Origin of the sequence: Sphingobium sp. B7D2B (assembly GCF_025961895.1) — a bacterium.
GTDB lineage: Bacteria > Pseudomonadota > Alphaproteobacteria > Sphingomonadales > Sphingomonadaceae > Sphingobium.
Map to the genome: position 1 here is coordinate 776,715 of NZ_JAOQOM010000001.1, position 22,963 is coordinate 799,677.

23 protein-coding genes are annotated in these 22,963 nt (G+C 66.7%); 13 read left to right on the forward strand and 10 right to left on the reverse strand.

Translation table 11 applies throughout. The annotated features are described in order from the left end of the window. Together M2341_RS03380 and M2341_RS03385 are read left to right on the forward strand one after the other, a co-directional pair. The gene (locus M2341_RS03380; protein ID WP_264584228.1) at positions 1–2,100 is read left to right on the forward strand and encodes a S9 family peptidase; all 2,100 of its coding nucleotides are present in this window, start codon (positions 1–3) and stop codon (positions 2,098–2,100) included. Then, entirely contained in the window at positions 2,093–2,488 is a 396-nt protein-coding gene (locus M2341_RS03385) for an acyl-CoA thioesterase (protein ID WP_264584229.1), read from the forward strand. The genes M2341_RS03380 and M2341_RS03385 overlap by 8 nt, the downstream gene beginning before the upstream one ends. Before the next feature lie 15 nt (positions 2,489–2,503). Here M2341_RS03385 and M2341_RS03390 read toward each other — a convergent pair whose 3' ends face one another. The 3 genes from M2341_RS03390 to hemC are packed head-to-tail and all read right to left on the reverse strand — an operon-like array spanning position 2,504 to position 5,060. Then, the gene (locus M2341_RS03390; protein WP_264584230.1) at positions 2,504–3,424 is read right to left on the reverse strand and encodes a hypothetical protein; all 921 of its coding nucleotides are present in this window, start codon (positions 3,422–3,424) and stop codon (positions 2,504–2,506) included. Between the two features lie 17 nt (positions 3,425–3,441). Continuing rightward, positions 3,442–4,125 (reverse strand): uroporphyrinogen-III synthase, encoded by a 684-nt coding sequence (locus tag M2341_RS03395; protein ID WP_264584231.1) that lies wholly within the window; start codon positions 4,123–4,125, stop codon positions 3,442–3,444. After that, positions 4,122–5,060 carry a hydroxymethylbilane synthase gene (hemC, locus tag M2341_RS03400; protein ID WP_264585978.1) on the reverse strand — a complete coding sequence of 313 codons (939 nt, stop codon included), beginning with the start codon at positions 5,058–5,060 and terminating at the stop codon, positions 4,122–4,124. Before hemC ends, M2341_RS03395 begins: the two co-directional genes overlap by 4 nt. A gap of 52 nt (positions 5,061–5,112) precedes the next feature. Here hemC and tsaD point away from each other — a divergent pair, with 52 nt between their 5' ends. The 3 genes from tsaD (at position 5,113) to M2341_RS03415 (ending at position 8,745) form a co-directional block, all read left to right on the forward strand. Then, positions 5,113–6,150: a tRNA (adenosine(37)-N6)-threonylcarbamoyltransferase complex transferase subunit TsaD gene (gene tsaD / locus M2341_RS03405; protein ID WP_264584232.1), complete on the forward strand. Its 1,038-nt coding sequence runs from the start codon at positions 5,113–5,115 to the stop codon at positions 6,148–6,150. After that, positions 6,147–7,133 (forward strand): NAD(P)H-dependent glycerol-3-phosphate dehydrogenase, encoded by a 987-nt coding sequence (locus M2341_RS03410; RefSeq protein WP_264584233.1) that lies wholly within the window; start codon positions 6,147–6,149, stop codon positions 7,131–7,133. Before tsaD ends, M2341_RS03410 begins: the two co-directional genes overlap by 4 nt. Before the next feature lie 85 nt (positions 7,134–7,218). Further along, positions 7,219–8,745 (forward strand): lipopolysaccharide biosynthesis protein, encoded by a 1,527-nt coding sequence (locus tag M2341_RS03415; RefSeq protein ID WP_264584234.1) that lies wholly within the window; start codon positions 7,219–7,221, stop codon positions 8,743–8,745. A gap of 67 nt (positions 8,746–8,812) precedes the next feature. On the opposite strand, the gene M2341_RS03420 is transcribed toward M2341_RS03415, so the two are convergent. From M2341_RS03420 to secB, 4 genes are all read right to left on the reverse strand, one after another. Further along, on the reverse strand, positions 8,813–9,457 hold the full coding sequence (locus M2341_RS03420; RefSeq protein ID WP_181558658.1) for a DUF4136 domain-containing protein: 645 nt from the start codon (positions 9,455–9,457) through the stop codon (positions 8,813–8,815). Positions 9,458–9,596: 139 nt separating this feature from the next. Then, on the reverse strand, positions 9,597–10,601 hold the full coding sequence (gene trpS / locus M2341_RS03425; protein WP_264584235.1) for a tryptophan--tRNA ligase: 1,005 nt from the start codon (positions 10,599–10,601) through the stop codon (positions 9,597–9,599). An 88-nt stretch (positions 10,602–10,689) separates the two neighbouring features. Beyond that, complete coding sequence (gene murJ, locus M2341_RS03430) at positions 10,690–12,270, reverse strand: murein biosynthesis integral membrane protein MurJ (RefSeq protein ID WP_264584236.1); 1,581 nt, start codon at positions 12,268–12,270, stop codon at positions 10,690–10,692. A gap of 158 nt (positions 12,271–12,428) precedes the next feature. After that, on the reverse strand, positions 12,429–12,920 hold the full coding sequence (gene secB / locus M2341_RS03435) for a protein-export chaperone SecB (RefSeq protein WP_181558661.1): 492 nt from the start codon (positions 12,918–12,920) through the stop codon (positions 12,429–12,431). A 354-nt stretch (positions 12,921–13,274) separates the two neighbouring features. Between secB and M2341_RS03440 the strand changes: the two genes are divergently transcribed. The 4 genes from M2341_RS03440 (at position 13,275) to M2341_RS03455 (ending at position 16,637) form a co-directional block, all read left to right on the forward strand. Continuing rightward, positions 13,275–13,925, forward strand: coding sequence for a Tim44/TimA family putative adaptor protein (locus tag M2341_RS03440; RefSeq protein ID WP_264584237.1), 651 nt, complete (start codon positions 13,275–13,277; stop codon positions 13,923–13,925). 99 nt (positions 13,926–14,024) lie between these two features. Beyond that, positions 14,025–15,227, forward strand: coding sequence for a murein transglycosylase A (locus M2341_RS03445; RefSeq protein WP_264585979.1), 1,203 nt, complete (start codon positions 14,025–14,027; stop codon positions 15,225–15,227). A gap of 2 nt (positions 15,228–15,229) precedes the next feature. Next, positions 15,230–15,793 (forward strand): Smr/MutS family protein, encoded by a 564-nt coding sequence (locus tag M2341_RS03450; protein ID WP_264584238.1) that lies wholly within the window; start codon positions 15,230–15,232, stop codon positions 15,791–15,793. 205 nt (positions 15,794–15,998) lie between these two features. Then, a complete protein-coding gene (locus tag M2341_RS03455; protein WP_264571982.1) occupies positions 15,999–16,637 on the forward strand; it encodes a PEPxxWA-CTERM sorting domain-containing protein in 639 nt (212 codons plus the stop codon). Between the two features lie 133 nt (positions 16,638–16,770). Here the strand turns inward: M2341_RS03455 and dapE are convergent, their stop codons facing one another. After that, positions 16,771–17,925, reverse strand: a complete 1,155-nt coding sequence (gene dapE, locus M2341_RS03460; RefSeq protein WP_264584239.1) for a succinyl-diaminopimelate desuccinylase — start codon at positions 17,923–17,925, stop codon at positions 16,771–16,773. A 119-nt stretch (positions 17,926–18,044) separates the two neighbouring features. Between dapE and M2341_RS03465 the strand changes: the two genes are divergently transcribed. Further along, complete coding sequence (locus M2341_RS03465; RefSeq protein WP_264571984.1) at positions 18,045–18,509, forward strand: cupin domain-containing protein; 465 nt, start codon at positions 18,045–18,047, stop codon at positions 18,507–18,509. 188 nt (positions 18,510–18,697) lie between these two features. On the opposite strand, the gene M2341_RS03470 is transcribed toward M2341_RS03465, so the two are convergent. Next, on the reverse strand, positions 18,698–19,366 hold the full coding sequence (locus M2341_RS03470; RefSeq protein ID WP_264584240.1) for a glutathione S-transferase family protein: 669 nt from the start codon (positions 19,364–19,366) through the stop codon (positions 18,698–18,700). A 22-nt stretch (positions 19,367–19,388) separates the two neighbouring features. Further along, a complete protein-coding gene (locus M2341_RS03475) occupies positions 19,389–20,621 on the reverse strand; it encodes a NupC/NupG family nucleoside CNT transporter (protein ID WP_181558667.1) in 1,233 nt (410 codons plus the stop codon). 182 nt (positions 20,622–20,803) lie between these two features. Between M2341_RS03475 and M2341_RS03480 the strand changes: the two genes are divergently transcribed. The 3 genes from M2341_RS03480 to M2341_RS03490 all read left to right on the forward strand — a co-directional run bounded on the left by M2341_RS03480 (position 20,804) and on the right by M2341_RS03490 (position 22,956). Continuing rightward, the gene (locus tag M2341_RS03480) at positions 20,804–21,487 is read left to right on the forward strand and encodes a queuosine precursor transporter (RefSeq protein ID WP_264578132.1); all 684 of its coding nucleotides are present in this window, start codon (positions 20,804–20,806) and stop codon (positions 21,485–21,487) included. 150 nt (positions 21,488–21,637) lie between these two features. Then, positions 21,638–22,552, forward strand: a complete 915-nt coding sequence (gene argB / locus M2341_RS03485; RefSeq protein ID WP_181558669.1) for an acetylglutamate kinase — start codon at positions 21,638–21,640, stop codon at positions 22,550–22,552. Between the two features lie 110 nt (positions 22,553–22,662). Continuing rightward, positions 22,663–22,956: a YggT family protein gene (locus M2341_RS03490; RefSeq protein WP_181558670.1), complete on the forward strand. Its 294-nt coding sequence runs from the start codon at positions 22,663–22,665 to the stop codon at positions 22,954–22,956. Positions 22,957–22,963 lie beyond the last annotated feature (7 nt).

Here is a 22,963-nt window from a genome sequence, read left to right on the forward strand (position 1 = left end):
ATGACCGATACGCTCCAGCCGCCCCGCGCGGCGCAACGCCCCCACCGCTCCGTCCACCACAATCGCACGCTGGACGACCCCTGGGCCTGGCTGCGCGATCCCGGTTATCCCGAGGTGACGGATCGCGACGTGCTCGACTATCTGACGGCCGAGAACACTTACTTCCAGGCGCATATGGCGGCGCGCAAGAGCCAGGTCGATGCGCTGTTCGCGGAGATGAAGGGCCGCATCAAGGAGGAGGACGGCTCCGTTCCGCAGAAGGATGGCGCCTATGTCTATTGGAGTACCTTCGAGGCGGGCGAGCAATATCGCCGCCACTGGCGCCGCAAAGTCGGCGCGGCAGTGGATGGATCGGCGGACGAACTGATCGTCGATGAGCCGGCGCTGGCAGCGGGGAAGGATTATTTCCGGCTCGGTAGCGTGGCGATTTCCAATGACGACCGCCTGCTGGCCTATGCCATCGATGACAATGGGTCGGAGCGCTACACGGTGCGCATCCGCAATCTGGAAACCGGCGAGATGCTGCCGGATGTCATTCCGGACGTGCTCTCGGCGCTGGTCTGGACCCGCGACGATCGCGCGCTCATCTATGCCCCGGCCAATGCCCAGTGGCGCACGGATCGCGCGATGCTGCACCGCCTCGGCAGCGACATGGCGCAGGATGTCATGCTGTATCACGAGGCGGACGAGGGATTCCGTGTCTCTGTGGGCCTCACCTGCGCGGAAAACTGGATCGTCATCGCCACCGGCGATCATGTGACGAGCGAGGTGCGGCTGGTCCCGGCCGGCGACCCGACCGCCGCGCCGATCCTCGTTTCCGCCCGCGTGCCCGAACGCGAATATGACGTGGATGAGCATGAGGGCTGGCTCTATATCCGCGCCAACGACACCCACCCCAATTTCCGCTTGGCCCGCGCGCGCATCGAGACGCCGGACCAGTGGGAAGAGGTTCTGCCTGCGTCGGACGCATTTTACCTGACCGATTTCAGCCTGTTCAAACGCTTCTACGTGACCGAAGGACGCGAGAATGGCCTCGATCAGGTCGAGATCCGCGATTACGCCACCAACACGCCCAAGCGCCTCGATTTCCCCGAGGCGAGCTATGTCGCCGGGCTGGACGACAATCCCGAATATGATGTCGATACGTTGCGGCTGAGCTATGAATCGATGGTCACGCCAGAGACGATCTTCGACTATCGCCTGGCCGACGGACATCGCGAAACCCTCAAGGTGCGGGAGATTCCGTCCGGCTTCGATCCGGCGCTGTACGCCACGCAGCGCCTCACGATCACTGCACGGGACGGCACGCCGATCCCCGTCTCCGTGCTGCACCGGCGCGATTATCTGCTCGATGGCTCCCGGCCGCTCTACCTTTATGGCTATGGTGCTTATGGCATAGCCATAGAGCCGGGCTTCGGCACCACGCGGCTCAGCCTTGTCGACCGCGGTTTCGCCTTCGCTATCGCGCATATCCGCGGCGGCGATGACCTTGGCCAGCAATGGTACAAGGACGGCAAGCTGGAGAAGCGCACCAACACGTTCAACGATTTCGTCGATGTGGCGAAGGGGCTGATCGCCCTTGGCTACACCTCGGCGGGCAAGATCGCGACGTCAGGTGGCTCGGCTGGCGGCGAACTCATGGGTGCCATCGTCAATTCCGATCCCGATCTGTGGGGCGCCGTGGTCGCGCATGTGCCGTTCGTCGATGTGCTCAACACGATGCTCGATGAGACGCTGCCGCTGACGCCGGGCGAGTGGCCGGAATGGGGCAACCCCATCGAGGATGCCGCCGCCTACGACCTGATCGCCAGCTATTCGCCCTACGACAATGTGAAGGCGCAGGCCTATCCCCCGATGCTGGTGACGGCGGGCCTCAACGATCCGCGCGTGACTTATTGGGAGCCGGCAAAATGGGTCGCGAAGCTGCGCGAGCTCAAGACCGACGACAATGTGCTGTTGCTCAAGACCAATATGGAAGCCGGCCATGGCGGCAAGTCCGGCCGCTGGGAATCGCTCCGGGAAACAGCAGAGGAATTTGCCTTCATCCTGTGGCAGCTTGGCATGGAAGAAGCCGGGCAGGGCGCGGGCGGCCATGGGTAAGGCATTCGAGCAGCACTTCACGGCCGGCCCGGAAGACATCGACATCATGGGCCATGTGAACAACGCCGTCTGGGTGCGGTGGATGGAACAGCTTGCCACCGCCCATTGGGAATCGCTGGCGCCGCCCGACGCGCAGGCCCGCTATGTGTGGGTCGTGACGCGGCATGAGATCGATTATCGCGGCAATGTGACCGAAGGTGAGACGGTGCTCGCGCGGACCTGGATCGAGGAGCCGCCGCGCGGCGCCCGGTTCGATCGGCTGATCGCCTTCACCGGAGCCGATGGCGCGCCCAAGGTGAATGCGCGGACGACCTGGGCGATGATCGACAAGGAGACGGGCCGGCTGGCGCGGGTGCCCGCCGATCTCGCGACAATCTTTCTGGCTTAACGAAGCACTGCGCGGTCAGGGCTGCGGACTTGCTTCAGTCTCGGTGGGCAGCGGGGCGGGCGCTACGATGGGCGCGGCGCGCGGCTCCAGAATAGCGGCGGCTTCGATGACATCGAGCGCGCGCCGGGCTTCCTTGTAGCGGCGGGCTTGCTCCAGCCACAGCTCGGCCTCCGGCTGGGCCGGGAGCGCCGCGATTTCATCGATGGCGGCTTCCATCTGTCCGGATTCGGTGAACATGCGTGCGCGCGTGATGCGCTCGTCCAGCTCGGGGGAGGGATCGCCGACGTGGCGGATCACGGCCAGACCCCGCAACTCCCGCATCGCTGCCGACCACCAGCCCTGATTCGGGTCACCGCGCTGCGCGGTGCTGCGGACCTGCTCCAGCCCCTGGCGCAGCGTGGTGAGCGTCACCGGCTGCGCTGCGGCGTTGACGATGGTGGCGACGGCCTTGGGCTGCGCATCGCCGAACAGTAGCCGGAGCTGGCCCTCGATATAGCCGAGCGGCTGGCCCGCATCGAGCGCGCGCCGGGCGGCAAAGGCGATCATCATCGCCTCGGCCCGGTTGGCATGGCCAGAGGCCGCAATGGCAGCAAGCGAGATGCGGTTGAGGCGCTCCTCAAGCGTTAGCACGCGATCTTCGGGGCGTTCGGTGACGTCGGAGAGACCGCGCGACCGCGTGGCATCCGGCGCCTGCCCATTCGCCCCGCTCTCGGCGCCGTTCTGGGCTGCGTTCATATCGTCTGTGAGTGCCGCCGGATCGCCGCCGGGGCCGAAGGACAGCCGATCCCAATTGGTCATGATCCAGGCCATCGCACCGAGACCGAGCAGGAAGGCGATCAGCGAGCAGGCGACGATCAGCCGCAATCGGCTCCGGCGCGGCGGTTGCGCTCGGTCCGTCATCTCACCGACACCGTTTTCCGGTGCGTTGCCGTCCATCTGTTCTGCCCGATCCCTCAAGAGGCGCCTATACATAGCGAGGTTGCGAGGCGCAGCAAGGCGCTATCGTTCGGCTCCTGCGCGACGCTCACCCGGCGCCAGCCCGATCCGGTGGCGTCTGCCGCGGCCTGGCTGATCGCGATGAGGAAATGGTTGCGGCAGGCAGGCGGCATCAGCGCGTTGAGGCGGCGCCCGGCAGCGGGCGAATGCACGGCGATGACGGAGGGGGGCATGGTCACCAGCATCTTGGTGTGGCGCCGCATGTCCCGCGCCTCGGTGCGGTAGCAGATATGGCGCGTGATGCTGAGATCGAGCGGGTTGAAGGGACGCGTCTCTTCCCCGCACACATGCAGAATGCGCCGGTGGCCGGCCCCGACGATCATGGGGACGGTGGAGGCCGCATCGCCGCCGCCGATGATGACATTGGGGTGGCCAGCCTCGCGCACGGCGTCCGCGCTGGCGTCGCCCACCACATACACCGGCAGGTCCGGGAAGCGCGCCAGCGCGTCACCGCCGTAGCGTGCGCCATTGGCGCTGGTGACGAGCAGGGCGTCGAACGGGCCTCGCGGGAGCGGTTCTTCCTGGACCGGTACCACCTCGAAGAAGGGCAACTGCACCACCTCTAGGCCGAGTGCGGTTGCCTTGGCGGCGGACGCATCATTGCCCGGCTGTGGGCGCAGGATGAGATAGGGGCGGTTCACGGCGTGAACAGGCTCCGCAGGGCCGGGGAGGCGCCCTCGAGCAATTGCGCTGCCAGCGCGGCGGCGCCGGCTGTATCGCCTGTGGGCAACATGATCTCGCCGGAGACCTGCTCGCTGCCGTCCTCCAGCAGAATCTGCCCGCGCAGATGCACGCCGGCGCCGGCCAGCTGCGCCAGCGCGCCGATGGGCGAGTGGCAACTGCCGCCTAGTGCGAGCAGCAGCGCGCGTTCGGCCAGAACACAGGTTTGCGTCGGCGCATCGCTGATCGCGGCGAGCAGGCGGCGCATCCGCTCGTCATCGGTGCGGCATTCGATGCCGACCGCGCCCTGCGCGACGGCGGGCAGCATCACCTCGGCGGGGACGGTGGCACCGACATCTTCCATGCCCAGCCGGTTGAGGCCCGCCGCCGCGAGCAGCGTCGCATCGATCTCGCCGGCCTCCACGCTGGCGAGGCGCCGCGCGACATTGCCGCGCAGCAGCGTCGTGCGCAGGTCTGGCCGGAGCGCCCGCAGCTGGGCGGCGCGGCGGGGCGAGGCGGTGCCGATGAGGGCGCCCTGCGGCAGGGCATCGATGCTCGGCGCGCCGAGCAGCCGGTCCTCCACTGCCGCGCGGGGCAGCATGGCGGCGATGTGGATGCTCTCCGGGCGGATCGTTTCCACATCCTTCATCGAATGCACGGCGCAGTCGATCTCGCCCGCCAGCAGCGCGCGGTCGAGTTCCTTGGTCCACAGTGCCTTGCCCCCCAGTTCGGCCAGCGCGCGGTCCTGAATGCGGTCGCCACTGGTGGTGACGACAACGATCTCCAGCGCCTCGCGGGGCAGGCCGTGGGCGAGCGCAAGCGCGGCCAGCGTCATTTCTGCCTGGGCCAGGGCAAGGGGGGAGCCGCGTGTGCCGAGGCGCAGCGGGGCGGTGGGCGAGGGAAACTGCTCGGGCATGATGGCGAATGCCGATAGACCCTGCGCGCGCACGTCTCTAGAGGAAAGTGCCATGCCCATCATCCTCGGTCTGGAATCAAGCTGCGACGAAACGGCGGCTGCGCTGGTCGCCAGCGATCGCACAATCCTTGCCCACCGTCTCGCGGGGCAGGAAGCCGCGCACGGTCCCTATGGCGGTGTGGTGCCGGAAATCGCGGCGCGCGCGCATGTCGAGGCGCTGATTCCGCTGGTGGAAGCGGCGTTGGCCGATGCCAAGCTCAGCCTCGCCGATGTCGATGCCATTGCCGCGACCGCAGGGCCGGGGCTGATCGGCGGGGTGATGGTCGGCCTCGTCACCGGCAAGGCGCTGGCCCATGCGGCAGGCAAGCCGCTGATTGCCGTTAATCATCTGGAGGGCCACGCGCTCTCGCCGCGTCTGGCCGATCCATCGCTGGAATTCCCCTATCTGCTGCTGCTGGTCTCGGGCGGGCATTGCCAGTTGCTCGAAGTGCGCGGCGTTGGCGATTATCGCCGGCTTGCCACGACCATCGACGATGCCGCGGGCGAGGCATTCGACAAGACCGCCAAGCTGCTCGGCCTCGGCATCCCCGGCGGGCCGAAGGTGGAGGCGCTGGCGGCGCAAGGCGATCCGCGCGCGGTGCCGCTGCCGCGCCCGCTGGTGGGCAGCGGCGAGCCGCATTTCTCCTTCGCCGGCCTCAAGAGCGCGGTGATGCGCGCAGTCGAGAGCGGGCGGTGGGCGGATGCCGACATCGCGGCGAGCTTCCAGCAGGCAGTGATCGATTGTCTGGTCGACCGCACCAAGCGCGCTCTGAATGCCATGACGGACCGGCCGACGGCGCTGGTCGTGGCCGGCGGTGTCGCTGCCAATGCGGGTGTGCGCGGCGCACTGGAGGGGCTAGCCGCTCAGCACGAATTGCGATTCGTCGCCCCGCCGCTCTGGCTGTGCACGGACAATGCCGCGATGATCGGCTGGGCTGGGGCGGAGCGGTTCGCGCTCGGCCTGGTGGATGATCTCGCCGTGGCGGCGCGGCCGCGCTGGCCGCTGGACCCGAGCGCCGAGACGGTGCGCGGCGCGGGGGTGAAGGCATGAACGCGGCAGGGCCAATCGGCGTGCTCGGTGGTGGTGCCTGGGGCACGGCGCTGGCGCAGGTGCTGGCGGAAGGGGGCAGCGACGTGCTGCTCTGGGCGCGCAATGGCGCGGTGGTGGACGCCATCAACACGCGCCGCCAGAATGAGACCTATCTGCCCGGCCAGCCCCTCTCGCCGCGCATTCGGGCGACGCAGGCGCCGGGCGATCTCGCCGGCGCCGGGGCGTTGCTGGTGGTGACGCCCTCCCAATCAATGCGCGCCGTCCTCTCCCAGTTCGCGCCGCAGGGCCAGTCGCTGATTCTCTGCTCGAAAGGAATCGAGGCCGGGTCGCACTTGCTGATGCATGAAGTCGCCCGCGAGGTGATGCCCGGCTCGCCGGTGGCGGTGCTCTCGGGCCCGACCTTCGCGCATGAGGTCGCCGCCGGCCTGCCGACGGCTGTCACGCTCGCTGCTGAGGAAGAAGCGCTGGCGCGGCTGCTGGCCGATGTGATCGCGCGACCGACCTTCCGGCCCTATGTCTCCGACGATGTGGTCGGTGCCGAGATCGGCGGCGCGGTCAAGAATGTCCTCGCCATTGCCTGCGGCGTGGTCGAGGGCGCGGGACTGGGGCAGAATGCCCGTGCGGCCCTGATTGCGCGCGGTTTTGCCGAAATGACCCGCTTCGGCCTCGCGCGGGGCGGGCGGCCGGAGACGATGGCCGGCCTGTCGGGCTTGGGCGATCTGGTGCTGACCTGTTCCTCGACCCGGTCCCGCAATTATGCGCTGGGCTATGGGCTGGGGCAGGGGCAATCCCCCGATGCACTGCTGGCCCATCGCCATACGGTGGCCGAAGGCGCCTCGACGGCACCGGTGCTGCACGAAGCGGCGCGCGCACAGGGCATCGACATGCCCGTGACCGAAGCCGTCTGTGCGCTTCTTTCCGGCGCGTCGCGCGTTGACGATGTGATCGCCGCGCTGCTGGCTCGGCCGTTACGCGCGGAATGAGGGACCAAGAGACTTTGCGCACATCGATCGCAACGCCTATGGCTGGCTGGCGCGGCGCAACGGCCCGCGCCGGGGAGCGCCTTGCATGACCATAGCGCGTGGGGAGGCCGAGCAGGCCGAACGCGATGACATCTCGGCGCTGGCGCGGGGCGGCAGAGCCAATGTGCTGGGCTTTGTGCTGCGGCTGGCGGCGCGCATTCCTTTCCTGTTCATTGCCGGGCGGCTCTATGGCGCGGCGACGCTCGGGCGCTTCGCTTATGCCGTGCTGGTCATCGAATTTGCCGCCCAACTCGCGACCATGGGCCTCAAGCGCGGTCTGGCCGAGCAATTGGCGAAGGACAGCCGCCCGCAGGCCCATGTCGTTGCCGATGCCATGTGGCTGTGCATCCTCGTCAGCGCGGTGGCAGCGGGCCTGCTCATCATCTTCCCTGAGGCGATGTTCCCCAATAGCGGCCTCAACGGGCTGGACCGGCTGCTGCCGCTGATCGTCATCGCCATTGCGACGACCGAGGTGGCGCTGGCAGCCTGCGCCTATCAGTACAACATCGCCGCGACAGTGCGGGCACGCGCCATTGTCGAGCCGTGGACAATCAGCATCGCGGCGCTGGCGCTCTATTTCTATTCGCCGCGCGACGGGCTGATCCTGGCCTATGTCGCCTCAATGGCGGCCGCGATGCTGGCGGCGTTCTGGCCGCTGATGCGCCATTATGGCCTGCCGCGCGGCTGGCGACCGCATCCGGGGCGGATCTGGCATCTGGCCATGCGCAATCTGCCGCTGGCCGGTGCAGACGCCATCGAATGGGGCACGCGGCGTCTCGATCTCGCCATTCTGGGCCTGTTCGCGTCCCCGGCGATCGTCGGCATCTATTATGTCGCGCAGCAGGTCGCCTCCCTGCCGCAGAAGCTCAAGACCAGCTTCGAGCCGATTCTCGGCCCGGTCATCACCCGCAACATCGCGCTCGGCAATCATGAGGCGATCGGGCGCCAGGTGAGCCAGGTCGGCTTCTGGATCGTCGCGGCGCAGCTTGGGGTCGCCGTGGCGCTGGCGATGCCGGGCGAGGCGGTGATGGGGCTGGTCGGGCCGACCTTCGTGATCGGTGCCGCCGCGCTTGGCGGCCTGCTGGCGGCGGAAGTGCTCGCGAGCCCGGCGGTGGTGAGCGAGGCGGCGCTGGTCTATCTGGCTCGCCTGCGCAATCTTTATCTCTCGCTCGCCACCGTGGGCCTGCAGGCGATGCTGACGGTGGGCCTGCTCATCGTGGCGCGGCGTTATGAGTTGGCGGATGGTTATGTCGCCGCGATGCCGGCGCTGGCGCTGGCGATTGCGCTCGGCTGCGGCGCCATCGCCAAATCCCGGTTGCTCGGCGGGCTGCTGGGGATGCGCCTGCCGATCTGGCGGTCGAGCCTTGTGCTCTGCGGTGTCGTGGCCGGACTTGTCGGCTTTGGCTTCACGCTGCTCCCGCGCCGGCTCGAATGGATCGAGCTGGTGGTTGGCCTGCCGCTCACGTTGGCTGTCTATTGCGTGCTGATGTGGAAGGTCGCGTTCGGCGAGGCCGACCGCACGCTGTTCCGCAAGCAGAAGCTCGGCGCCAGCGGGAGCGATACGCCCGCCTGACGAGCCCCAAGAAAAAGGCCGGCGCCCATCGGGAGGACACCGGCCTGTTCGATAATCTGCCGAAAACTTACTTCTTCGGTTCGGGCGCGACCGTCACCCGGACCTCTTCGCCATTCTGCCCCGGGAAGCCCGTGAACAGCGCGTCGATGAGGTTCGGCACCAGATAGGTCAGCTTGTTGCTGAGCGACTGGGCGCGGGCGGTGCCCTCGAACAGCGGCTCGCCACCGACCCGGTTGATCCGCATGTGCAGATCGCTCTGGTAGACCATGTAGCTCTCGATATCCGTATAGCCCGGTCCCCACATGAAGGGATCGTTCCAGCCCATCACATAGCGGCCGCGCCAGCCACGGTAGTAGCCGGGATAATAGAAGGGATCGTAGAAGGGCGAGCGGGCAAAGCCGGTCGAGCGGACGCGCTGCGTGCCGCGATCCACCCCATAATCCAGCTCGACGACGAGCTGCGCGCTCGCCGGATCGGCCGCACGGGTATAGCCCTGATCGACCAGACGCTGGGCGACCAGATCCGCATAATGCTGGAATTCGAGGCTGCCGGCGAGATCCTGTTCGCCGGGCATGATCGTGAAGCTCTGGCCCTGCGCGGGCGGAAGCTGCTGGAAGCGGGCCACATCCGCCTTGAAGGGCGAGGCGCAGCCTGCGAGGCCAAGCGCAAGGAGCGAGGCCGCTGCAGTGACGAGGAGACGCTTGCTGTTCATAAGACGGTTCCGTTTCTCGGGCGAATACACCCTCTAGGACGTAGTGTACGCCTTGATACCTTAGGTCAAATGAACTGGCGTTGAATGCGGTTCCTGCAATCGGCGTGCCGTGTGTCGAAACGGCGCAGCGGCCTTCCGCTCAGCGCATCAGTCCCATCGCCTCATAGGCGCCGCGCAGGGTGGGCTCGGCTGCCTTTGCGGCCGCCGCCGCACCCTTTTCCAATATGGCATCGAGCGCGGCATGGTCTTCCTGCAGCGCAATGAACCGCTCCCGGATCGGCGCGAGGTGTGCCACCAGAAGATCGGCCAGCGCGGGCTTGAAGGCGCCAAAGCCCTGCCCGGCGAACTGCGCGCACACCGCATCGGGCGTGGTGCCCGAAAGGGTGGCGTAGATGCCGATCAGATTGAGCGCCTCGGCCCGCCCGGCCAGACCAGCCGCCTCGGCGGGCAGCGGCTCGGCGTCCGTCTTGGCCTTGCGCACCTTCTGCACGATGGTGTCGCTGTCGTCCGTCAGGTTGATCCGGCTCATGTCGCTGGGGTCGGATTTGGACATCTTGGCCGTGCCATCGCGCAGGCTCATGATCCGCGCCGTCTCCTTGGGGATGATCGGATCGGGCAGGGTGAACAGCTCCACGCCGAAATCGGTGTTGAACTTGACCGCAATGTCGCGGGTCAGCTCCAGATGCTGCTTCTGGTCCTCGCCTACGGGCACGTGGGTGGCCTGATACAGCAGCACGTCGGCGGCCTGCAGAACCGGGTAGACGAACAGGCCGACGCTGGCGCCCTCGCGATTCTTGCCCGCCTTGTCCTTGAACTGGGTCATGCGGTTCAGCCAGCCGATCCGCGCCGTGCCGTTCAGCAACCAGCACAGCTCGGCATGAGCCGGCACCCGCGCCTGATTGAACAGCACCGAGCGATCCGGGTCGATGCCGCACGCGACCAGCGCGGCGGCCATGTCCCGCACATTGGCCAGCCTTTGCTCGCGCGTCTCGTGGACGGTGATCGAGTGCATGTCCGCCAGGAAGAAGAAGCAGTGCGACTCCGCATCCATCTCATCCTGCATCCGCACCCAGTTGCGGATCGCGCCAAGATAATTGCCCAGATGGAGATTACCGGTCGGCTGGATGCCGGAGAGCACGCGCATGAGGAAAGTCCTGCTTTATAAGAAGAGCCCCGCTCTGTCGCCCGTGAGGCGTGGCGTCAAGCCGGGCGAACAATCGGGAGGGGGCGCCTCAGCGCGGTCTGCGCCGCAACTGCGCCTTCAGTTCGGCGATGCGATAGGCGCCGAAGCCGATGGCGGCGACGGCATAGACCAGCCCGCCGCCGCCGCAGAGCAGGCCGAGCGCGATGAGGCGGCGCCAGAAGCCGGCGGCCATATGCGCGTCGAGAAGCTGGTTGCCCGCCCAAAGTGCGGCGCCCATCAGCGCGCCGGCCGCGACGATGCGCAGCGCCTTGGCGCGGAAGCGCGCGTCGAGGGTGAGATGCTCCTTGCGGCTGAGCGTCCAGTAGAGCAGCGCGACGTTCACCCATGCCGAGAGGGCCGTGGAAGCCGCGATGCCGGCGGCGCCGAACCGCCAGATCAGCGTGAGATTGCCGACCAGATTGACCAGCATGGCAATGAAGGCGATGCGCACGGGCGTTTTCGTGTCGGCGCGGGCGTAGAAGCCGGGGGTCAACACCTTGATGAGCACATAGGCGGGGACGCCCGGTGCGAAGGCGGCGAGCACGGCGGCCGCGCCGAGCGTGTCTTCCGCCGTGAAGGCGCCATGCTGAAAGACGCCGCGGATGATCGGCACGGCCGAGACGAACAGGGCGATCGCGGCGGGCAAGGCGAGGAACAGCGCCAGCTCCAGCGCGCGGTTCTGCGTCTCATTGGCGGCGCGGGTGTCGCCGGCGCCGATCTGGCGCGAGATGAGCGGCAGCATCGCCGTGCCGACGCCGATGCCGATCAGGCCGAGCGGCAGCTGGTTCAGCCGGTCGGCATAATAGATCCAGCTCACCGAGCCCTGCGGCAGGAAGCGCGCTGCGAGCGAGGTGGAAATGAGCAGGTTGATTTGGATAGCGCCCTGGCCGATGGCGGCCGGCGCGATCAGCAGCAGCATCGCCTTCACCTGTGGCGAGAGGCGCGGGACCGATAGCTTCAGGGCCACGCCGATCCGGCGGCAGGACCAGATCAGCCAGAGCAATTGCATCGCGCCGGAGACCGTGACGGCAATCGCTTGAGTGACGGCCGTCTCGATCTCCGTGTCGCCGCGGAAGAACAGCAGCGCCCCGATCATGCACAGGTTGAGCAGGGACGGCGCTGCGGCATTGACCCAGAAGCGGTTGAAGCTGTTGAGAATGCCGCCGAGCAGCGAGGTGAGCGAGATCAGCCCGAGATAGGGGAAGGTAATGATGGTGAGATGGCGCGCGAGCGCGAACTTCTCAGGACCACCATCCGGGAAGCCGCCGGTCATCGCCCACACGACCGGTCCGGCGGCAAGCATCATGACGATGGTGAGCGCGACGAGGATGGGGAAGAGGACCGAGAGCACCTGACCGGCAAAGCGAATCGCTGCCGCGCGTCCGGCCTCCGGATCATCGGCGCCCTCCTTGCCCATGATGCGGTTGAACATCGGCACGAAGGCGGCGGAGAAGGCGCCCTCGGCGAATAGCGCGCGGAACAGGTTGGGCAGGCGCCAGGCGATCAGGAAGGCGTCCGACGCGAAACCGGCGCCGACATAGCGCGCCATCAGCATGTCCCGCACCATGCCGAGGACGCGGCTGACCAGGGTGAGGGCGCCGATGGTGCCGGTGGAGCGCAGCAGGCTCATGGCTGTTCCGACAGTATCGGCGTCGACAATATCCGGGCCGACCGAAACGGCACCGCCCGGCAGCGCTGGGGGGCGGCCGGGCGGTGAAGGGCTGCAGTCAGGCGAGGAAAGGCAAGGCGCATGGGCATGACCCTTCCTCTATGCCGACTGGATGATGATCAGGCGTGGCCGGCGGGCTCGCCCTGCGCGGCGGCCTCGATCTGGGCCTGCTGCTGGACGTACAGGGCGCCGAAATCGATGGGGTCGAGCATGAGCGGCGGGAAGCCGCCATCCTGCACGGCATCGGCCAGCACGCGGCGGGCGAAGGGGAAGAGCAGGCGGGGCGCCTCGGCATAGAGGAACGGGCGCATCTGGTCCTCGGGCACGTTGCGGATGCCGAAGAGGCCGGCGAACACCAGTTCGACGGCGAAGGCGGTGCCCTGCTCGGCGACGGCCTTAGCACTCACCTTCAGCGCGACTTCGTACACATCATCGGCAATCTGGTTGTTGCTGATGTTGAAGTTGATGTCGATCTGCGGCTGCTCCTGCCATTGATAGACGGCCGGGGCGTTCGGGTTCTCGAACGAGAGATCCTTCACATATTGCGCGATCAGGCCGATCTGGGGCTGGGTGTCGGCGCCATTGGCGACGGTGTCGGTCGTGTCGGTCATGCGTGAATCCTGTTCCTCGATGGTCGCTGCCATGCCGCCGGCGCAGGACCGCCGCGACCTAGAAGCTGGAAAGTCGCCGGACACCGAGCGTGCCGGGCAAAACCGCGCTCCTTGTCCATGGGCGCGCCGCTTAGCAGGCACGCAAGGCGGGGGCAATGGGGTGGCGCTTCCCGGGTGCGCGGAACGCATGCGGGGCCGACGAAAATCGGGGTGGGGAGGCCGGGCGCCTGCGTTGGCGGCTTTTTTACCCAATGTCGGTATCGTTCCGGCGATCTGGCGCGTTGTCCGTTTGAAGTTTTGCGCGAACGTGCCTATGTCTTGCGGGTTGTATTTTGAAGGAAGGGTGTTGACCTCGTGACCGTCATCGTCGTGCTGGCCATGATCTTCGCACTGCTGGCGTTGCGGCTTTACTCTGTGCTCGGCAAGCGCACGGGTCATGAGCAGCGGCAGCTTCCCACGCCGGCCGACGATCGTCAGGCCGCGCCCATGCCGTCCTCCGGGCAGGTCGACAATCGCACGCCCGCTCAGCGCGCGGCCGACAATGCGGTGGCAGTGCCAGCCCAGCCCGGTCTGCGCGCGATCATCGCGACCGACCGCAACTTCGATGTCGCGCAGTTTCTGGGTGGCGCCAAGGCGGCCTATGGCATGATCCTCGAAGCCTATTGGAAGGGCGACCGCGAGACGCTGCGCACCTATTGCGCGGACGATGTGTATGACGCGTTCAGCGCCGCCATCGACCAGCGCGAGGCCGATGGGCTGACCATGGACAACAAGCTCGTCCGCATCGAGGACGCGCGGATCGACGCTGCGCGCGTCGAAAGCGGCACCGCGTTCATCGCGATCCACTTCGAAGCCGATCTGTCCGCTGTCACGCGCGACCGGGACGGCCATGTCGTGGCCGGATCGCTGGACGATGCCATCTCCACGGCGGAAACCTGGACGTTCAGCCGCAATCTCTCCAGCCGCGATCCCAATTGGGAACTGGTGGAGACGGACGAAGGCTGAGCGGCGCGCAGGCGGATCGCCGTGCCGGCTCGCTTTCAGACCCGTTTCAAGCAGCTTTCCGCTCTGGCAAGCGCGCTGGCTCTGGCGGCGTGCGGCAGCATGATCCCGCCGGGTGGGCCTGGTCAGCGACCCGTCCCCTCCCGGCCTTCTTCGCCCGCCACGCCGCCGCAACCGGCAACACCCCGGCCGCCGCTTACCCCAACCCCTGCGCCTACTCCTGCGCCCGATCAGGCTGAGCTCGCGCCCGCCGTGGCCGCCGGCCTGACGCCGGGGCCAGCGATCGACACGGTTCTGCCGGCCGCATCCGAGCGGATGGGGCAAGCCTTGCGGGCTTTCCGCCTCTCCTGCCCCTCGCTGCTGCGTCGGCGCGACCAGAGCGGCCTCACCGGCAATGCCGACTGGCAAACGGCCTGCGCGGCGGCGGCAAGCTGGAGCGAGGCGAATGCGCGCGAATTCTTCCGTCGCTATTTCGAAGCCGTGCAGGTCGGTGACGGCAAGGCCTTCGCGACCGGCTATTACGAACCGGAAATCGCTGGCTGCCGCACGCGCGCCACGGGCTGCGAGACGCCTATCTATCGCAAGCCGGACGATCTGATCGAGGTCGATCTCGGCCTGTTCAGCGAGAGCCTCAAGGGTCGGCGCATCAGGGGTAAAGTGCAGGGCTCCAGCTTCGTGCCCTATGATGACCGGGCGGCGATCACGGCAGGCGGCGTGCTGGCTGGGCGTGGCCTGGAGCTGGCCTATGCCGTCGATCCGGTCGAGTTGTTCTTCCTCGAGGTGCAGGGAAGCGGGCGGTTGCGCCTGCCCGATGGCGGAATCATGCGCATCGGCTATGCCGGGCAGAATGGGCGCGATTATACCGGCATCGGCCGGCTGATGCGGGACCGGGGGCTGATCCAGATCGGCTCGATGCAGGACATCATGAGCTGGCTGCGCGCCAATCCGGCGCAGGGCCAGTCGATCATGAACGAGAATAAAAGCTACGTCTTCTTCCAGGAGCTGACCGGTCCCGGGCCGCTGGGTGCGCTGGGCGTGCCGGTGACGGCGGAGGTGAGCGTCGCGGCCGATCCGACCTTCGTGCCGCTCGGTGCGCCGGTGCTGCTGTCGCTCGACCGGGCCGAGCCCAACGGGCTCTGGATCGCACAGGATACCGGCGGCGCCATCAAGGGCAGCAACCGCTTCGATACCTTCTGGGGTGCCGGTGAGCGTGCCCGCGGCATCGCCGGTGGCATGTCGGCCCGTGGGAGCGCGCTGCTGCTGCTGCCGATCGGCACCTATGCCCGCCTGACCGCTGGCCGCTGAGCATGGCCCGGCGGGTTCTCACGCCCGATGAGCGCGCGCTCTGGGGCAAGCTGACCCGTACGGTGACACCCCTGCGGCGGGTCCGTCCGCTTCCACCGGTGGAGCCGGTCTCGGCAGCGGCTTTTGCTGCGGCGCTGGATGCGCCCAAGCCGGTGAAGGGCCGAATTCCACCGAGTCGTCCTATGGCGCCGCCGCCATCCCCGCCGCCGCCCGTCGCCGTGCCCGTGCTGGACGGCAGCTGGGAGAAGCGCATTCGCTCCGGGCGGATTATTCCCGATCATGCGATCGATCTGCACGGCCTCAATCTGGCCGCTGCGCATATCCGGCTGGAACGGGCCATCGGCGATGCCCTCGCGCAGGGCTGGCGGGTGCTGCTGGTGGTGACCGGCAAGCCGCGGCCCGCCCCGGCGCCCGGCGAAACCCGGCGACGTGGCGCGATTCGCGCGGAAATCGGTGACTGGCTGGCGAGGAGCGCACATGCCCACCGCATTGCCAGTGTGCGCCAGGCCCACCCGCGCCATGGTGGGGATGGCGCGCTCTACGTGATTTTGCGCCGCAGCAATTAGGCAGCGCCGCGTGGCTTGGAATAGCTATGCGCACGAGGGAGTCCGCACTGATATGTCGCCAGCAGGCGGGCAGGAAACCGCCACTTGTTCTCGTTCATATTCGCGCTCCGAAATGAGACAGAAATTTACCGCGTTTCTGCGAAATCCCATTGGACGGAGGGTTAAGAATCGATTAACAATTGCCCCTCTTATGTGGGAGTTGAACATGAACATGAACCTCTTTGCCAAGGCGTCTGCGATCGCCCTCGGCCTTGCCGCGGTTACCCCGGCGCAGGCCGTGACCTTCCTGTACTTCCCCGGCACGTCCGCACCGACGGCAGGCTACAATGTGATCAACCAGTTCGACACGACGGCTGGCATCACCGGCTCGAACTTCCAGATCAACACGCCGCCGTCCAACTCGACCGGCGCGCCGCCGGCCTATGCGACGTTCGGTTCGTCTTCCTATCTGTCGGTTCTCGCCAACGGTTCCGCGACGATCAACTTCGGCGCTGCCAGCGCGGTGGAGTTCGACTGGGGTTCGATCGACGCCTACAACACGCTGACCGTTCTGCTGGACGGTGGCTCCAGCTTCGTCATCACGCCGGGCGGCAACTTCACCAATGACGCCGACGGCAACCAGATCCTGGCGAACACCAATGGCCTGTTCCAGATCTTCGCTGAGGGTAACGAGAAGATCGTTGGCCTGACGCTGGAATCGAGCCGCAACTCGTTCGAGATCGACAATCTCGCGACCGTTCCGGTTCCGGAGCCCGCCACCTGGGCGATGATGATCGCCGGCCTCGGCCTGGTCGGTGGCGTGATGCGTCGCCGCGCTGGCGCCACGAGCGTCACCTTCGCCTGATTTTCAATCAGTCGACAGATTTGGGAAACGCCGTCGGTTGGGAGACCGGCGGCGTTTTCTTTTGGTTTTGGGATCGGCGGTTTAGCAGGTGAGGCGCAAGGTTGCCTGAGCGGTTCGCCCTAGAGCCGCCGGGTCAACCGAGCGTTGGGGCTGCGCTCAGGATCCGCTTGTAGATGCGCGTGAGGCTTTCGATGTCGGCCAGCGACACCGCCTCATCCAGCTTGTGCATCGTCGCATTCAGCAGACCGAACTCCACGACCGGGCAAAGCGCCGAGAGGAACCGGGCATCCGAGGTGCCGCCGCTGGTGGACAGCTCCGGTGTGAGGCCGGTTTCGGCGGCGATCGCCTCGCTGATCAGACTGGAAAACGGACCCGGCTGGGTGAGGAACGACTCGCCGCTGATCATGGCGCGCAGCGTGCCGCCTTCGGCCTCCACCAGGGTGCGGATTCGGGCAACGAGATCCTCACCGCGATGCAAATCGTTGAAGCGGATCGAGATACGGGCCGTGGCCTTTGCGGGAATGACATTGGTTGCCGGATTGCCGACATGCAGGTCGGTAATTTCGATATTGCTCGGCTGGAACCAGTCGGTGCCCTGATCCAGTTCGATCGCCTCAATGGCGGACAAAATGCGCACCAGCGGCGAAATCGGGTTTTTCGCCAGATGCGGATAGGCGACATGGCCCTGCACGCCCTCGACGCTGATCCACATGTTCACCGAGCCGCGCCGGCCGATCTTGATCATGTCGCCAAGGCGCTGGACCGAGGTTGGCTCGCCCACGAGGCAGACATCGGGCGTCACGCCGCGCTCGGCCATGTGGCGCATCAGCGCGCGCGTGCCGTAGACGGCGTCGCCCTCTTCATCGCCGGTGATGAGCAGGCTGATCGTGCCGGGCAGCGAGGTGCCCTCGGCATCGGCCCGCGCGATGGCCGCGACGAACACCGCGATGGAACTCTTCATGTCCACAGCGCCGCGCCCGTAGAGCAACTCGCCGCGCCGCTCGGGCTGGAAGGCGTCGCTCGTCCAGCCTTCGCCGGGGGGCACCACGTCCAGATGGCCGGCAAAGGCGACATGCGGGCCATCGCCCGTCCGGCGGACCGCCAGCAGATTTTCCACCGGCCCGTGCGGCGGCTCGCCATCGATGAAGCGCTCGACGGTAAAGCCGAGCGGGGTGAGCATCGCTTCCAGCACATCGAACACCGCGCCGCTCGCCGGTGTGACGGACGGGCAGGCAATCAGCGCTTCGGCAAGCGCGACAGGATCGGTGAGGGACGGGGCGTTGCTCATGGCGCCTGCGTTAGCCAAGCTTGCGCGCCAAGGGAAGCGAGGTCCGCGCCCTGCGCTCCCTCTGGCGTTGATGGGGCCCCTGCGGTAGCGAGGAGGGGCGCAACACAGGAGGAGCCGACATGCCCAAGATCGAGATCGAGCAGGTGGAGCAGAGCAACAGCACGGGCTATCCGCCGCCGTTCAACGAGCCTGTGGCCGGGCGCTGGCACCGGCGGCTGGGGCGCCATGCCGGCCTGACGCATCTGGGCGCCAGCCATGTCGTGCTGGAGCCGGGCGCCTGGTCCTCGCAGCGGCACTGGCATCTGGGCGAGGATGAGTTTCTGATCATGCTATCCGGGCAGGCGGTGCTGATCGAGGACGAAGGCGAGACCATCCTGCACCCCGGCGATTGCGTGGCCTGGGCCGCGGGCGTCGCCAATGGCCACCATCTCGTCAATCGCAGCGATACGAATTGCACCTTCATCTGCCTGAGCGCGGGAGATCGCGATGCTGGCGGGCGCTATTCAGATATCGACATGATCTTCACGGCCGGCGGATATCAGCATCGCGATGGCACGCCTTATGGGACTGAGCGATTGCCTTGATAACGGGATGCGGACTGCGGCGCCCTCGGCTCCTGCCTTCCCAGGAGCTTTGGTTCTCAGGCACGCTTGCAGGCTCATGCATCAGTTTACTCCACAAGCCTCCCGTTCGTGTCGAGCGAAGTCGAGACACTACGCACTGCACTCACGTGTCTCGACTTCGCTCGACACGAACGGCAAGGTGGTGGGTCTTAAACCCCGCCCGCTGGCTCCAGCCGCGGAATGACCCAGCTTTCCCGCGCGGCATCGTGCAGCCATTCGCGCATCCATGGGTGGGCGAGGATGGCGTCCATATAGGCGCGCGCTGCCGGCGGCACGGCGATGGAATAGGTGACGAAGCGCGAGACGACCGGCGCGAAAAAGATGTCCACGGCGCCGAAGGGGCCGAAGAGAAACTCGCCCTCTGCCCCGAACCGCGTGCGGGCCTGTTCCCACACGTCCACGATGCGCGCCACATTGGCGGCGACATCGGGGCCGAGATTGCGCGGGGGGAGGATGTGGCGGGTGTTCATGCCGCAGGTCTGGCGCAGCGGCTGGTAACCGGAGTGCATTTCCGCCGCCATCGAGCGGGCGAGCGCCAGCGCTGCCTTGTCCTGCGGCCAAAAGCGAGCGCCGCCGGAGAGCGCATCGAGATAATCGATGATGGCAAGACTATCCCACACAGCGATGTCGCCATCCCACAACGTCGGCACCTTGCCATTGGAGACTGCGAGATCCGGCTGCGCCTTGCGGGCTTCCCACGCCGCGTCAAAAAGCGGGACCAGCACCGTCTCGAACGGCAGGCCGGATTGCTTGGCGGCCAGCCAACCGCGCAGCGACCAGCTCGAATAGACCTTGTTGCCGATGATGAGCTTCAGCATCCGCACATCTCCCCTTGTTCGATCAGAGGCTCAGCATCAGCCCGGCCAGCGCCGCGCTCATCAGATTGGCGAGGCTACCGGCGATCAGCGCCTTGATGCCGAGCCGGGCGATCATCGGCCGCTGATTGGGGGCAAGGCTGCCGGTCACCGCCATCTGGATGGCAATGGACGAGAAATTGGCAAAGCCGCACAGCGCGAAGGTGGTGATCGCCACCGTGGCGGGCGATAGCGTGGCCTGCACCTGCCCCAGCTCGATGAAGGCGACGAACTCGTTGAGCACGACCTTGGTGCCGAACAGGCCGCCCGCGACCTGCGCCTCGTTCCACGGAATGTTGAGCAGCAGCATCACCGGCGCGAACAGCTTGCCGATCAGCATCTGGAAGCTGAGATCGGGATAGCCGAACCAGTTGCCGACCCCGCCGAGCAGGCCATTGGCCAGCGCGACCAGCGCCACGAAGGCAAGCACCATCGCGCCGACCGCGACGGCCAGCTTCACGCCGGTCTGCGCGCCTTGCGCGGCCGCCATGATGAGATTGGCGGGCTTCTCCTCCTCATGCGTGGCATCGGGCAGGATGACCGGCTCGATCTCGGCATCGTCGGGATTATCCGGCATGATGATCTTGGCCATCAAGATGCCACCCGGCGCGGCCATGAAGGCGGCGGCGAGCAGATAGTCGATCTGGATGCCCATCGAGGCATAGGCGGCGAGGATCGTGCCGGCGACGCCAGCCATGCCGCTCGTCATCACGGTGAACAGCTGGGCCGGTGTGAGGCTGGCGAGGTAGGGCCGGATGACCAACGGGCTTTCGCTCTGGCCGACGAACACATTGGCTGCGCAGCACAGGCTCTCCACGCGGGAGATGCCGGTCACCTTCTGGATAGCACCGCCGACCCAGCGGATGACGAACTGCATGATGCCAAGATAGTAAAGGATCGAGACGAGGCTCGCGAAGAAGATGATGACGGGCAGGGCGGCGATGGCAAAGCTGGTGCCGCCGACCTCCGGCCGGGCGAGCGGCCCGAAGATGAAGTTCGTACCGGCCTGCGCATAGCCGAGCAGATTGCCGACGCCATGCGACATGGCGGCGATGGCGGCCTTGCCGGCGGGCACATAGAGAACCAGCAGGGCGATGCCGGCTTGCAAGGCGAAGGCGGCAGCGACGACGCGCAGGCGAATGGCGCGCCGGTTGCCGGAGAGCAGCACGGCGATGGCAAGAATCGCGACGATGCCAACGAGGCCGATGAGGATGGGCATGGAGTGGCGGCTGTCCCCTGTTCGCATGGCCCGCCAAAGGGCCATCAGCGCGAATCGCTTATACAGGCGCGCTGCAGCGCGGCAATCGGCTGCGCGGCGGCGGGTGTCGTTGCACGGCGGCGCGTGGCATGTCGCGCACAGGGTCTCTTCCCGCCTCGCTGCAAAGGCATTAAGCGACGGGGATGACCGCACCCGCTCAGGCCTCGTCGGCACCCATCGCCCGCTCTCTGTTCGTCCTGTCCGTCTTCTATGGGGGCATGGTGTGCATCGCCGGTGTTCTCGGCAACAAACAGGTTTCGCTCGGGCCGCTCGGCGCAATCGGCTCGGCGCTCGGTTTGGGGGACTTGGCGGTGGAAGCCGGCATCTTCGCCTTCCTCCTGCTGGTCGTCGTCTCGAGCGCAGTGGCGGAACTGCATGGCCGGGCCGTTGCCAACCGGCTGGTGTTGCTGGGCTTCGTCCCGCTGATCGTCTCGATCCTGCTCTCCGTGGTCGTGCTGGCCCTACCCGCCGCGCACGAAATGGCGCCGGAGCGGCAGGCAGCCTTTGCCATGATCATGTCCGGCACGCCGCGCATCTGGGCGGGCGGCATCGTCGCTTACGGTATTTCGCAGATCCTCAACGTCACCATCTTCGCTGCGCTCAAGGGGCAGGCGGGGAGCCGGCTGCTGTGGCTGCGCGCCGGTACGGCGAGCGTGCTCTCGCAGATCGTCGATACGCTGCTGTTCGTCACCATCGCCTTTTACGGCGTCTTTCCCATCGGGGCGCTGCTGGTGGGGCAGATGCTCGCCAAGGTTCTGCTCTCGGCGTTGCTGGTGCCGCCGGTCATCTATGCGTTCGTGGCATTGGGGCGCCGGCTCGACCGGTAATGTATCCGTTCGGGCTGAGCTTGTCGAAGCCTCGCTCGTCTTCCTGATGGAGGGAAAGAAGTAGCACGGCCCTTCGACAAACTCAGGGTGAAGGGCGAGGTGAGGGATTCCAGACCCCCTCCTTTCTTGCAGCGCGGGCCGCAAAGCCTTATGCGCCCGCGCATGACCGATCACGCACCCGATCCCGCCCTGCTGGCCAAGGCCGAGACCCTTACCGAGGCGCTGCCCTATATGCAGCGCTATGCCGGCGAGACGTTCGTCGTGAAATATGGCGGCCATGCCATGGGCGACCCGGAGGCCGCGCGCGATTTCGCCGAGGATGTCGTGCTGATGAAGATGGTCGGCATCAATGTTGTGGTCGTCCATGGCGGCGGGCCGCAGATCGGCGCGATGCTCAAGAAACTGGGCGTCGAGAGCAAGTTCGTGAACGGCCTGCGCGTGACCGATGAGGAAACCGCGAAGATCGCCGAGATGGTCCTCGCCGGATCGATCAACAAGGAGATCGTCGGCTGGATCGCCCAGGCAGGTGGCCGCGCGGTCGGCATTTCCGGCAAGGATGGCGGTCTGGTGCTGTGCGAGAAGGTCGGCGGCAAGCGCGAGCCGGACCCGAACAGCGGCATCGAGCGCAATGTGGATCTGGGCTTCGTCGGTGACCCCGTGAAGGTGGACCGGCGCATTCTCGACAGCCTCTCGCGCGACGGCATCATCCCCGTGGTCGCGCCGGTCGGCATTGGCGCCGACGGGCACACCTACAATGTAAACGCCGATACCATGGCGGGCGCAATCGCCGCTGAACTCGGCGCCAAGCGCTTCTTCCTGCTCACCGACGTGGCGGGCGTGCTGAACAAGGACAAGGATCTGCTGAGCGATCTGACCCCAGCAAAGATCGGCGGTCTGGTCGAGGATGGCACGATTTCCGGCGGCATGATTCCTAAGGTGGAAACCTGCGTGAAGGCTGTCGAAGGCGGCGTGGAAGCGGCCGTCATTCTGGATGGGCGCATTCCGCATGTCATGCTGCTGGAGGTGTTCACTCGCCAGGGCGCCGGCACGTTGGTGCATCTGTAACGCGCGGCGCGCTGGGGCTATGGCGGTAGAAAATCACCGCCCTCAAGCAACTTGCAGCCGCTAGGCCCGCTGGGCTAGACTCTTCTCAACCTTCCACCACAGGACGAACCATGGCCGTTGCCCTTATCCAGACCTTGGCGATCCTGCTGAATGTCGCCTGGTGGATCATCATCGTTCAGGCAATCTTGAGCTGGCTGATCGCGTTCAACGTGATCAACACCAGCAATGATATCGTGCGCAGCATCTGGGTCGCGCTCGACCGGCTGACCGAGCCGCTCTATCGGCCGATCCGCCGGATCATGCCGGATCTGGGCGCGCTCGATCTCTCGCCGATGGTCGTGCTCATCATCATCATCATCCTGCAGGGGCCGGGCCTGACCGCGCTGGCAAGCCTGCTGCTCTGAGCGGACG

Coding starts and splice junctions, on each gene's coding strand:
- M2341_RS03390 (WP_264584230.1), bottom strand. CDS start 3,424: ATGGACGGCAACGCACCGGAAAACGGTGTCGGTGAGATGACGGACCGA.
- M2341_RS03445 (WP_264585979.1), top strand. CDS start 14,025: ATGATCCCGCCGGGTGGGCCTGGTCAGCGACCCGTCCCCTCCCGGCCT.
- murJ (WP_264584236.1), bottom strand. CDS start 12,270: ATGAGCCTGCTGCGCTCCACCGGCACCATCGGCGCCCTCACCCTGGTC.
- M2341_RS03475 (WP_181558667.1), bottom strand. CDS start 20,621: ATGCCCATCCTCATCGGCCTCGTTGGCATCGTCGCGATTCTTGCCATC.
- M2341_RS03465 (WP_264571984.1), top strand. CDS start 18,045: ATGCCCAAGATCGAGATCGAGCAGGTGGAGCAGAGCAACAGCACGGGC.
- M2341_RS03415 (WP_264584234.1), top strand. CDS start 7,219: ATGACCATAGCGCGTGGGGAGGCCGAGCAGGCCGAACGCGATGACATC.
- M2341_RS03470 (WP_264584240.1), bottom strand. CDS start 19,366: ATGCTGAAGCTCATCATCGGCAACAAGGTCTATTCGAGCTGGTCGCTG.
- M2341_RS03490 (WP_181558670.1), top strand. CDS start 22,663: ATGGCCGTTGCCCTTATCCAGACCTTGGCGATCCTGCTGAATGTCGCC.
- tsaD (WP_264584232.1), top strand. CDS start 5,113: ATGCCCATCATCCTCGGTCTGGAATCAAGCTGCGACGAAACGGCGGCT.
- dapE (WP_264584239.1), bottom strand. CDS start 17,925: ATGAGCAACGCCCCGTCCCTCACCGATCCTGTCGCGCTTGCCGAAGCG.
- M2341_RS03480 (WP_264578132.1), top strand. CDS start 20,804: ATGACCGCACCCGCTCAGGCCTCGTCGGCACCCATCGCCCGCTCTCTG.
- M2341_RS03455 (WP_264571982.1), top strand. CDS start 15,999: ATGAACATGAACCTCTTTGCCAAGGCGTCTGCGATCGCCCTCGGCCTT.
- secB (WP_181558661.1), bottom strand. CDS start 12,920: ATGACCGACACGACCGACACCGTCGCCAATGGCGCCGACACCCAGCCC.
- M2341_RS03380 (WP_264584228.1), top strand. CDS start 1: ATGACCGATACGCTCCAGCCGCCCCGCGCGGCGCAACGCCCCCACCGC.
- hemC (WP_264585978.1), bottom strand. CDS start 5,060: ATGCCCGAGCAGTTTCCCTCGCCCACCGCCCCGCTGCGCCTCGGCACA.
- M2341_RS03420 (WP_181558658.1), bottom strand. CDS start 9,457: ATGAACAGCAAGCGTCTCCTCGTCACTGCAGCGGCCTCGCTCCTTGCG.
- argB (WP_181558669.1), top strand. CDS start 21,638: ATGCGCCCGCGCATGACCGATCACGCACCCGATCCCGCCCTGCTGGCC.
- M2341_RS03410 (WP_264584233.1), top strand. CDS start 6,147: ATGAACGCGGCAGGGCCAATCGGCGTGCTCGGTGGTGGTGCCTGGGGC.
- trpS (WP_264584235.1), bottom strand. CDS start 10,601: ATGCGCGTGCTCTCCGGCATCCAGCCGACCGGTAATCTCCATCTGGGC.
- M2341_RS03385 (WP_264584229.1), top strand. CDS start 2,093: ATGGGTAAGGCATTCGAGCAGCACTTCACGGCCGGCCCGGAAGACATC.
- M2341_RS03450 (WP_264584238.1), top strand. CDS start 15,230: ATGGCCCGGCGGGTTCTCACGCCCGATGAGCGCGCGCTCTGGGGCAAG.